General features: G+C 30.2%; 8 protein-coding genes. All 8 read right to left on the bottom strand.

What is annotated here, in order from left to right; genetic code table 11:
* Nucleotides 1-52: 52 nt before the first annotated feature.
* The 8 genes from AB671_RS08305 to AB671_RS08340 all read right to left on the bottom strand — a co-directional run bounded on the left by AB671_RS08305 (nucleotide 53) and on the right by AB671_RS08340 (nucleotide 12,048).
* On the bottom strand, nucleotides 53-691 hold the full coding sequence (locus tag AB671_RS08305; protein ID WP_066764756.1) for a hypothetical protein: 639 nt from the start codon (nucleotides 689-691) through the stop codon (nucleotides 53-55).
* Between the two features lie 148 nt (nucleotides 692-839).
* Nucleotides 840-1,871: an XAC2610-related protein gene (locus AB671_RS08310; RefSeq protein ID WP_066764759.1), complete on the bottom strand. Its 1,032-nt coding sequence runs from the start codon at nucleotides 1,869-1,871 to the stop codon at nucleotides 840-842.
* Between the two features lie 128 nt (nucleotides 1,872-1,999).
* Complete coding sequence (locus AB671_RS08315) at nucleotides 2,000-3,001, bottom strand: hypothetical protein (RefSeq protein ID WP_157444167.1); 1,002 nt, start codon at nucleotides 2,999-3,001, stop codon at nucleotides 2,000-2,002.
* On the bottom strand, nucleotides 2,994-5,489 hold the full coding sequence (locus tag AB671_RS08320; RefSeq protein WP_066678808.1) for a peptidoglycan DD-metalloendopeptidase family protein: 2,496 nt from the start codon (nucleotides 5,487-5,489) through the stop codon (nucleotides 2,994-2,996). Before AB671_RS08320 ends, AB671_RS08315 begins: the two co-directional genes overlap by 8 nt.
* A 56-nt stretch (nucleotides 5,490-5,545) precedes the next feature.
* A complete protein-coding gene (locus AB671_RS22755) occupies nucleotides 5,546-6,433 on the bottom strand; it encodes a hypothetical protein (protein WP_228390944.1) in 888 nt (295 codons plus the stop codon).
* Entirely contained in the window at nucleotides 6,420-8,126 is a 1,707-nt protein-coding gene (locus AB671_RS08330; RefSeq protein WP_066678806.1) for a peptidoglycan-binding domain-containing protein, read from the bottom strand. The genes AB671_RS22755 and AB671_RS08330 overlap by 14 nt, the downstream gene beginning before the upstream one ends.
* A gap of 57 nt (nucleotides 8,127-8,183) precedes the next feature.
* Nucleotides 8,184-9,578 (bottom strand): tetratricopeptide repeat protein, encoded by a 1,395-nt coding sequence (locus AB671_RS08335; protein ID WP_066678804.1) that lies wholly within the window; start codon nucleotides 9,576-9,578, stop codon nucleotides 8,184-8,186.
* 16 nt (nucleotides 9,579-9,594) lie between these two features.
* Nucleotides 9,595-12,048, bottom strand: a complete 2,454-nt coding sequence (locus tag AB671_RS08340; protein ID WP_066678803.1) for a peptidoglycan DD-metalloendopeptidase family protein — start codon at nucleotides 12,046-12,048, stop codon at nucleotides 9,595-9,597.
* Nucleotides 12,049-12,056: the final 8 nt, after the last annotated feature.

Consider the following 12,056-nt stretch of genomic DNA (forward strand, 5'->3'; position numbering starts at 1 on the left):
ACATTTCAACAAAATTTTAACAACGACAACAAGAAATTATTAACCAAAAGCTCTACTTTTGAGTGTACTTAAGATGGGTGAGATTACATTTATTTTGAGAAAAATACGATGGAAAATTAGTCTTAAAATATTTCGATTCTAGTATCTTAGGAAGAATATTTGATAATTTTTGCTTAATTAATTTCCATTTGTTTTCTTGATTATCATAATAATAAATTTCAGCATTTGTTCTATCATCCAAATACACACTTTCACTAGAACACCCAGCATTCGATTTTAGAAATTTTGAAGGAACATAGTAACAGAAAATTGCATAATCCTTACTACTCTCATTTATTTTCTTTTCAATTATTTTGCTTTCCGTTTCAAAATTTATTTTATCAATATCTTTATTTTTGAAATATTGATTTCTCCAATAACCTTCTAATGTTTGAGTTTTTGGAATATAATGAATTGTGAAATAGCTATCTGTGCAATCTAAAAATATTTTTATAGGATGATCTGCAGGAGTAGATTCATCAACAATCATAGTGTATTGAGCTGCATATTTTTTATCAAAAAAATTAATACCTGCAGTGGTCACTGTCTGTTTAGTTTTTTTTGATACTACATAATTTTCTTGTGCATCTCCTTTACACGAAGAAAATAAGACTAAAATTATTAAGAAAAATTTATTTAATTGCATTCCCATTTTGATCAAATTTGTTTTCATGTAACCTCCTCCTGAAGTATATATTTCATTGACTTCACAATCTACACAAATATAAATTTGAGTTCCAGTTGGAGCGTATAAATCTATAGCAAAATGTATACTTTAGTCTCACATCTTTTCAAAAATATCACAAAGGCTTTTCTTCATAAAAAGTTTGCTTCCATTTATTAGAATTTTGTAAATGAACCTTGAAGTTAACTTGGCTGCAACAGCCACTCAAATGTAAAAATGTCAACGTTTTATTTTTAAAATCTATATTTCTTGGAAAAAATCTAACCTGGTCTGTCAAGTAATGATCAATTTTGAACTTTCCGTCTTTATCCTGAATAAAATATGCATATAGTGTTCCTGCATTTCCACCCACATAGTTTGCAATAACGAAATCTTCTAAGCCATCGAAATTGATATCCACAATTATAAATTCCGGTAAGTTTTGCTTATTGATCTTCTGATTTATACCTGGATCATTAAAAAAAGAAACCGCCTCTTCTGGTACAGAATAAATATATTCAGGATTAAAATTAATCAATTGATTTTGAGCACTTTTATTAATTATTTTTATTTGGAGAGCTCTCGGCTTCTTTTCTTCAGTAAAGGAAACTGTTTTAATAAAGTAAGTAAAATTAGCGGTTTTAAATAGCTGTTTATCATCAGTTATTGTACGAAGCTGATTCTCTTTTCCATTGACGCTATTTTTTTCATTTTTAGAATTCAACTTAAATGTCCATTTTTTTACAAGTTTTTCATCCAACAATAAGTTTAAAATTTTGTGATTAGAAAATTCTTCAATTTTCACATCAATATATTTTGATTTGAGATTAACGGTATCCATAATTCGATACTTTGCAACATCTGGATTTTGCAAAAACTTATGAACTGCAAATATATAATTCTCACTATTTGTTATATTATATAAACCATACCATATACTATCAATAGCAGTTTCTTTGAATTTTAAGGTTTTTACGTCAACAAGTTCTGTCATTTCGTTAAATTCTCTATTTATATAGATATCATTTTGTCCCTTTGTTCTTTTAAGCTGTTCTATTGAGTTAACTTTGGTTTTTTCGGAATCAGTTAATGTTTTGTTGGTATTTTTACCACAAGATGAAAAAGTTAATAAAACTGACAGTATATAGATATAGGTTACTTTTTTCATATTAAATTCCTGTTTGTGTGGTCTGATCGGGATTAATATTTATAGCCCTTATAAATGAGGTTTTTCTCATCACCAAAATATTTTATGACATTATTCATTTTGTTCTTAATTATTTCTTCTAATAAATCTTATTCACATTTTTCAAGAATTAAAGGTGTTTTACCTCCATTTTCTTTAATTAAAAGAAAATCATTCCCAACAAATTCTAATTTCTTCTTTTTAATGTTGTATAAACCTGACCAATAAAGTTCACCTTTTCCATCTTTTTTTATAACTAATTTACCTATAATATCATCTTTTGAAATGTCTTCATCTACAATCATTAGCATATTTTTATAGTAATCTCGTTGAGAAGATGTACTAGCAAATTTTAATACATATTCATCTTTTTTTGAAGATTTCTCTACTTTTAAATTAATATAAATGGCATTAAAATCATATAATGATAAAAATCCTTCGTTTTTATTAATATTTAACTCAGTTAATTCATTTTGACAATTTACCGCCCAAGATCCTTTTAAATTCGAAGGAAAACTTTTTTCTTCTTTTGTGACAACGCCCTGATTGGATAAATTTGTGAGCTGTTTTATAAATTTTGTTTTTATATTAACTTTTCCAATTCTAATGTTGAATAATTCATTTTCTTCATTTATAACAATATTTTTTTGCATTGAACTATTGTTGAAGACCGAGTAACTTATTGTATTTTCATAAAGTAAATTATTTTTCACTAAAAGTAATTGATAGGTATATTCATCATTTGAACCGAAAGTTGGGATGAAAATTAAAACATTCGATTTTCTATCTTCAAAAATTTTAATGTTAGACAATGCATTTTCCAAATTTGTATCATAGGTGAAATTTAAATTTAAAGGGTAGGTTTTATTATTAATTATAATTGTTGCCTTTTCGCTTTCGGAATTTAGAGCAATTTTATAATGATGCAATAAATACATCTCCGTATTATTTACGCTTTTTATTTTTTTTATATCAAACTTAGCTTCTTTATAAAAATCTTGATTATTATATAAACCAATATTATCTATTTTATCATTTTTCAGAATTGGCTTCTTTTGACAATTAATGAGTAAGAAAGAAAATAGTATTATTAGAATGGTAATTTTATTCATAATCTGTTTCATTTATATATATATCTGTTAGTCCTTCAAATTCAAATATTTTACCACCTTCTGCTCTATTTTTTTGCTCATTTTTTTCAATTTCGCTCATTGTGCTAAAATTTTTAAAATCTATAAAGAAACCTGGATTAATCCTATTTTTTGTATCTTTATTTCTAATTTCAAAATGTAAGTGTGGTGCTGCGGTTCCATCTCTCCTTCCTCCTTTCGTTACTCCAGACACTCCTGTTTCTCCTATTGGAATGTCAACATTGGAAATTACCCATCCTTTTTTCACATAAATTTTTCTTAAATGGGCGTAATGTAAAACAATATCATTTTCTTTAGAGAAAGCTCCAATATGATTATATTCGAGATTAGGGTATAATCTAGTATACTCTTTATAATGATTTAAAAAAGTTTCCTTATCCAGAACTTTAAGGAATAATTGCTTTCCATATCCTGCAGGAACATTACCATCAGTCTTTATATCATAAACTTCACATTTCACACATGCATAAATATGCGTTCCTGGATTTGCAAACAGATCCAAACCATGATGTTCTGATTCATTTCTTGTTTTCCCAAATAATCCCCAATGCTTTCCAAATTCATCACCTCCACCACTTTGCATATATAATGTACATTTCGGATTATCTACTGGATCATGCCATTTACCATCTGACTTCTTCTCTGTAGGACTACAATTATTAACCTCAAATACCTCTATTCCTTTTTCAAAATATTTTTTCGCATCTTTCCAACCAGCTGTTCCTCCATTAACAGTTCTTCTTATTCTTTTTATATTTTCTTCGTTGGAAATTTTTATTTCATCAGCAATTTCCCATATTTTATGTTTTTGCCAATAAGCCAATGCCGATAAAACAGCATATTTCGCTTCTTTTACCTTATCTGGATTAGCTTCTAAGTTTATATATTCATCAGGAAATATTTCCTGTAAAGTTTCTGAAGCGGTTTTATAATTACCTCTTCCTGTTAATTGTTTTAAACCTCTTCCTCTAAAAACATACCCATCCCCGCTTGCTTCATTTCCGTTTCCGTTTCCTTTACCATTTTCTTGAGCATACAAAAAGCTCAGTAATTTTTTTTGAGGTCTTTCAGCACAAAATATTTCTACTTGATGTCTTGCATCTAATTTCCCACTCCTATCACCAAATACTGCAGTATTTCGGACATTAGCAGGTGTATATGGCATAACATCAGTTTCAACAATCCAATCTGTATTTATTCCTAAAGTTTCCGCACCTACTTGAGCAAAAAAGTGAGCTTTCCGCAAACAAGTATCAATACGTATTGGTTTATCCGTATTTTTCCTTTGTTCAATATATTGATTTAAGTATTTAACAACTTCTACTCTGAAAGCTGTAGATCGAGAGTGTACTCCATATAAGTCCTCAATTAGTTTTAAAGTAATTTCTGCTTCGCACCTAGGACACTTATTTCCTACCTCAAAATAAGCCCCATCCGCTTTCAAAAATTCTTTATCATGTTGTTTTTCGCCTTGAGCTTTAGCTTGAAGATAAAGAAGTTCTTTTTCTTTTTTATAAAGTTTAAATTTAATTGTTTGGTCTTTCTGATATGTTTTTATCTCAAGAGCTTTTTCGATATCATCAATGTAAGCAGTTTTAGCATCAGCTATTTTTTCATTATTCGTATTTCCATTTTTTGCGTTTTTCAAAATGGCTTCAGCCACTCTTTTTTTAGAATTTTCATCGGTGACTTTATTTTCACCTCCAAATTTGTAAGTGTATTCCCCATCTTCTTTTCCTCTGGAAACCTTTTCCTTCCATTGCTTTAGTTCATCATCCGATTTCGGTCTCAGATGAACAGGAATTTTCACCAATCCGTTTTCTATTTTCCCTGTGAACTCACTTTTTTCGGTTCCCGGAACTTCTCCTGTGGTCCGAGTAGCCTGATCCATTTGTTCTTCACTAATTTCTAAGATGGGTAGAACAGCTCCTGCAGAACCTTTAATTAATCCATCTTTTTCTTTAATAATTATCGTAGCCTGTTTGTCACTTAAACCTGAACCTGCTGTTTTTGCTACCAAATATAATTTTGTGTCTAAAGGCGCTGAAGTAATTTTCTTTAATTCGGCTCCCAGTTTAAAGGTTTGGAAACTTACTTTTTCATCTTTATTATAAACCTCTTTGGAGAGAACCTGTTTAATGGCTTCCAGAATTGTATATTCTTTTTTGTCTGCCAATGCTTTTACAGCAGGCTTTCCTAAAATAATTTTTGCGATCTTTTCTTTTTCTGCATCAGTAGCCGTTTTATTTCCGTTGCTTCCAAATTGATATTCTAAAGTTCCGGCAGCTTCACCAGTTTGTTTAGTGTATTCTTTTTTAGCAAAATAAGCATCCAATAATTCTTCCACCGAAGAATCTTGTACAATACTTACTGTTTTCCCTTCATTAGCTTGAGGAGTTGATGGTTGTTCAGCGTCAATTGTTCCTTGAGCCTCCTGATAATCGTGCAATTCTCCTTCAGACGGGTTTGGATTCTGACCAGCAACTCCTCTTTATGGGAATATTTTTATTGCTTGATTATTTTACCATTATCTGAAATTTTATAAATATCAGATTTAAAAGAATCTAAAAACTTTGTCTCTACTTTAATATTGTAATTTTTATCAATTGAAAATGATGAAATTTCTTTATTTTCTTCATCATCTGGTTCATACCATTCTCCTTCTACATATAGATTTCCAATAACGTTATTGTTTTTTATAGTCAATAAATAAAAACGATAAGGAAAATCTCCACAATCTTGAGGAACAAGAATTACTTCAATGTCATCTTTTTGCGGAAGGGGTAAATATCTGGGATTATTTGGATCACAAATAAATTTTGTGATTCCTTTAAAATATCCAGAATCTAAAACATTATATTTTATTGTTTTTAAATTAATTGTCTTATTGTAAGGCAATTTTATACGATTCTCAACATACGCTGACGTTTTTGTTTCATTAGCATTCGATTTATTTTTTATCAAACCATTTCCGAAATTTACAAAAGATTCTCGTGCGTCGGGGTTCAAAGTGTCTAAATAATTTTTATTTTCTCCTTCAGATTTTACTTGGAGAAGGTTGTATTTATCATCATAGATAAAAGTATAAATTTCCTTGTAAGTGTCAGTCACTACTTCATCTTCATACATTTCTACATTGAATTTCACCTCTATTTTATGACCAAGCTGGTGAATATTTTCTGGTGAATAACTTATGGCACATCCAGAACCACAGCTAATAACAATAGATTCTTTGATAAAGCCATTCAGTTCATTAGAATTTGTTGAAGAATTGTCTGTTTTCTGAATTTTTGCCGTATCAATTCCAATACTTTTTTTTGTCTCTGTATTGTTTTCTTTACAACCAACAATGATTAATAAAAAAATGGATATTAAAATTTTATTTATTTTCATCTTTTGAGTTAATTAGTGCTGTTTTTATTTGTTCGGGAGTGATATGGGCATTATTAAGTCCATCACCGGCATAATAAGACTCTCCTCCTACTGCATATCTTTTTGTTATAACGGTTTTTCCGTCTATTTTAGTTTTTTTATCACTTATGCGTTTTCCTTTTTCTACACCTATACTTGCCCATTCTTGTGCTGAAGCATACATTGCATCCTCTACGGTTCCATCCTTTTCAAGGTACGCGATAATTTTAGGTCGTTTTACTGTGATTAGATATTCGTCAAAAATTTTATCCTGCATTTCTTCACTTAGTTTTTCATCAACATTAAGTCCTAAACTTACAATAGCAGCATTCAATGTCGCTGGAATTAATTGATATCTACCAACTGCAAAAAGATCTTTATTCTCTTGCTTTTTCTGGATTTCTTTAATTGTAGTTTCAATAACTTTTACGCTGTCAACCTCTTTTACAACACGTTTGTATTTTGTAATACCTTTAACTTTAACTGTCTTGTTACATTTGTTATAATTGTTATATGACTCTTTTTTCGCAATCATATTTCCAAATTCGCTATGTGACCATTTATATTTATTATCTTTTTTTGTTGTATCTTTCTCTTTAGCTTTAGCAGCCCCTCCCCCCATACAATTACAGGTATCGGTAAACCCTAATTCTAAAGCTAAAGTAACCATAGTTTTACAATTTAGAGAAGTAATATCTTTAACAAAAAATTTATCCTCTAAATAAACAGAATCAAATTCTCTTACATCATAATGTACCCATGTGGTTGCTCCAACTCTTGTAGATTCTAAATTAAAAATATTTCGTTCTTTCCAATCCCATTTTGCACCAAGATATTTATTAAAAATATCTTTTCTTATAACTTCCATATCAGAAACCTCTTTAGTCCTACCATTCTTATTATTGAAATGCAAGTCTAGTGCTTTTCCCATATGATTAGTGGTGGGTTTCTTTAAATATTCAGCATGAAATCTACATCTATATCCTGAACTTATTTTATTAAAACTATATCTTCCGTCTTTTGAAAGATAAAATTTCACACTTCTAAGGGACGATAGTAGGAATCTATGAATTCCGGGATATTCATATTTATGATAAGCTTCTATATTTCCTTTTAAATATTTTCCTTTATTACTCTCATCTCCAAAACCAGTACATTTACCGCATTTGCATTTTGCTTCCTTGAAATCAATAGTAAATTTGTTCTGAAATTCATCAATAGCTCTCAAAACATTTCCACAAACTTTACCGTTTTCAGGTACTTTCATATAATCTCTTTGGAACTGTTTAACCATATTCTCAGTTTTCTCTGTGAATTCATCTGTCGGTAAATTTCCTCCAAAGCCTGAAAGTCGAATATTTATTTCTCTTATTAGCTCATTTTTGTCTCCTTTTTTAATACAATATTTTTCACCACAATTAGCAGTTATTTGACTTGGTTGATCTTTAACAATACTCACACTTCTCCCATCAGGTTTTTGTATTGTAGGATTTTGTTCTTTTTTTACCGTTCCTTCATTTTCCCCCCAGTCCCAAAGATCAAAATCTTTCAACCAATCAGAGACCTGATCTAAGATTCCTTTTTCTTCTTTTTTAGATGCTGGCTTTTCTGCTGCAGGAGAATTTTCGGCTCTGGGAGTAGTTTTATCTTCTCTAATTTCTTTTCCCTCGCACATCCAACGATTCTTCTAGCTACTTTTATTCTATCATCTGTAAATCCAAATAAAAATAGACTATTTCACCCTATCATAAACCCGTTGAGGAATTTTTGATACATCTTTATGTTGAGATTTCATTAAACAAGTATATTTTTGATAAGCATTTTTTGCATATGATTTTTCGGCCAACATCCATAAGGCATCGCCATAATTCAGCCAGGCAACTATACGATTTGGATATTTTTGTGTTATTTTTTTTAACAAATAACAAGATTCCTTATATTGTTTATTTTGCTCAAGATAATAAGCTAAGTTATTATAATTATTTACAGAATTATCATCTAAAAAAGTTTTCTCTAAAAGAAATTCGAGTTCTATCGTGCTAAGATTTGAAGTACAATTATAATTTTGGTTTGTTTTGGTCACTATTTCAATTGCTTGATTTAAACTCATATCTCTAGTTAATGATTGTAAAAACTTTTTGTCAAAAAAATCCACTTCTGAAAAGTGGATTGTTTTATTTGGAAGATAAACATAACTGAGATTACATAAGTCATCATTTTCTATATAGGTTTCTTTTTTGAAATCAACTTTACTTAAAACGATAGAATTATTTGAATTTTGGAAGTAATATTTGTAACTAATAAAGTCATGCGGATTATTTTCTTCAATTTCTTTTTTAACGATTAAGCTATTGCTTTCAAAGTAAATTTTATTATTCGGATTTTTGAATGAATTTATTGTATTTTGATTAAAATTAATTTCAAAATTTTCTTTTGTTCCATCTGAATTAAGGTCTAATGAAATATTGTGAACTACCTTCTTCAAATTCTCATTTCTTAAAAGTATAATCTCATTTTTTTCACTTTGAGTTATATGCGCTTCATTATTTTCATTTTTTGAATAATCTGAAAGTAAAATTTCTTTTTGTCCGTCGAACGCCTTAATTCTTAAGCCTTCTTTTTGTTTTACAATTTGATATTTTATTTTATCAAATGTTGTATTTCCTAATTTTTCAAAATCAGCGAGACTGTACGTATATTCTCCATAATTTATAAATTCTTTGTTTTTGTTAATCCCAATCATTTGAAATGTTGGAAATTCTTCCGAAAATGTTGGAATAAGTATAATATGTTCTGTACTGTTTTTGAACAGTAGTACATTATTACTATTAATCGATTCATTTTGGATAGTGTAATCCCAATTGACATTAAAATAATACTCATTGATATTTAAAAAAGTTTTTTCTGATTCTTTAAAAAATATCAAGGATAAGGCAAACTCAGTTTCTGTAAAGTCAGCAATGGAAAGCGTTTCATTGCTTTTCACCTTGCTTTTGTTACTTATTTCTTCAAAATTATTGTTAATAGGTTGTGTTATTGTCTTGTTTGCAATAATTTCCTTTTTTTGCTCCTTATTAGAGCAATTTAATAGTATAATACTCAGTATAACTAAAAGTATTTTTTCCATAATTTTTAAATCTAATTTATTTTATAAAGCCGTCCATATCTGCATAAGGAAGTTTTTTAACACCATCATGTTGAACTGTTTTTCCTTTATTTTTTTCATCCTCTTGTTTCTTTTTCTCAGCAGCTGATTGCTCATTGTATCCTTTATAATCAACAAAAAATGCAGGATTTATTCTAGTTCTTATGCTTCTAGATCCCATTACATAATCAGATAATACTTCGAAATGGAGATGTGGTGCGCATGTTCCTTTCACAACACCTGATCTACCTGTTGTTCCCAACACCTCTCCACAAGTGATTTCTTGCCCAAATTTATTATCTATAACAGAATCTAAATGTCCATAAAATAAATAAATGTCTCCATCTTCACTCCAGCTACTCCCCTTGTTTATTTCTCCTTTACTTGCATATTGCAAACTGTAATTTTTTTTGAATTTCAAAAATTCTTGGGGATTTTTGACTTTTATTGTGATTGTATTTCCATAACCGCCATGCCATCTTCTGTTGTAAATGGTTCCATCAACACAAGCATAAATATTAGTTCCCTTTGTTGCAAATAAATCTAATCCGACGTGATCAGAACCATTTCTTGTTTGACCAAATAATCCCCAATGTTTTCCAGCTTCTCCGCCACCGCCGCTTTGCATGTAAAGAGTACAAATTGGATTATCTACTGGATCGTGCCACTTTCCTTCTGGAATTTCATATTTAGTTTCAAGAGGACAATCTCTGGCTTTTTCACTTAACATCGAATGAGCTGAACGAACATAATCATAACGCATATCTTTTTTCACTTGTTCTTCGCCTGAATTAATTGTATTGCTAATTTTTTGAACTGTTTCTTTTTCTACACCTACATCAGCAATTTCATTAAGTCCATTTTTCGTCCAAAAATATATCGCTGATAAAACAATATATTGTGGTTCAAAAACCAAGTCCGGAGTTGAAATAAAATCAGCATTTGGCAATTTAAGTTTTGTTTTATTTTCATTATACCATGATTGAAAATTGGTATAATTATTTCTTCCAGTCAATTGGATTAACCCCCTTCCTCTATATTTGTATCCATCTTGTTCAGGGTTTTCTACATCATTTTCTGGACAAATTCTATTTCCTAAATCTGATGCTTTATTTCCTCTTGCATATGCCCAATTTGCAATTTTAATTTCTCTTTCTTTAGTAATTTCAGATTTTTCTATATTATAACCCCATAAATCAGCATTCTTTTTTCCTTGTTCTGTTTTAAAATTACTAAACTTACTTTTCAAAACACTTGATTTATAAACAAAATCTTCTTTATAACTCCAAAATTTAGTTTCTTTTGCCACTTGCCCTAAAAAGTTAGCTCTTCTGTAACAGTTTTTATTTATTTCAAATTCTGTCATATATTGGTTGAGATAATAAATATAGGCCGGAATTCTAGAATTGTAAGGAGCCTTTTTTAAAATTGAGCCATGTGGTGTTGCACTCATAAAATTATCTAAATCATTAACGGTTAAGAATATTTGACATGGTCCACATTTCCCCTCCTCAGTATTCTCCACTTTCAGCTCTTCCACTATCGTTGTAGATTTACCTTCCGATTTCTGCACAGTAGGCGGTTGTTCTTTTTTTACTGTACCTCCACTTTCTCCCCAGTCCCAAAGATCAAAATCTTTCCACCAATCAGAGACTTGATCTAAGATTCCTTTTTCTTCTTTTTTAGATGCCGGTTTTTCTGCAGCAGGAGAACCTTCTGCTTTCGGAATTGTTTTACTTTCATCTTCTCTAATCTCACCTTTTATAGGAGGAAAAGGATTGTTGATGTTTACATTATCTGTTGCGTGTTTTTTGTGAGAAAAATATTCTACCGTTACATAAAACTCAAGTTGTTTAGGGTCTGTTTCTCCCTGCATCGCCTTTTGCATCAAAGCTCGGGTGAGTATAAACTCGGCTATAGCAACACCAGTTCTGTCTACGGTAGCTTCTTTAGTTTCAATTAAAAGGTTTTTTGCATCGTGTCCTTCGCCAGTTGCATCATCTTCCCAAAGAGTAAACTTTAATTTTTTACCATTCAAATTCACACATTGTGCACGAGCTCTCATTTTTTCTGTAAAACTGAACACCGTTCCCGGCGAATCGTCTACATACTGAAGCTCAACTTTTTCAATTTTCGGAACGGCTGCAGGTTGAGGATTGATTTCAATTGTTGATGCACCTCTTCCTTCAGATTCAAAAAGATAGGCTTCTAAACGATAGGTATGTTTTTGTGCAACCTCTCCGAATGTAAAATTCCCAACACCCGTTTTTTTGATGTTGGTGGATGTAAATCTTCCGTTGTTTCTTTTTTTAAATAACTCCCAAATAACATTTGCTGGATTCCTTTGGTTTTGAGGAGTGGAAGGATACCAATCTGTAACAGTATACGTAACAGCTTCCCCAACTTTTGGCGAAGGATTTCCGGATATTTTTGAAACTCCTTTTTTAGACATTTCAGAGA

Source organism: Chryseobacterium sp. BGARF1, from assembly GCF_001677955.1.
Taxonomy (GTDB): Bacteria; Bacteroidota; Bacteroidia; order Flavobacteriales; family Weeksellaceae; genus Chryseobacterium.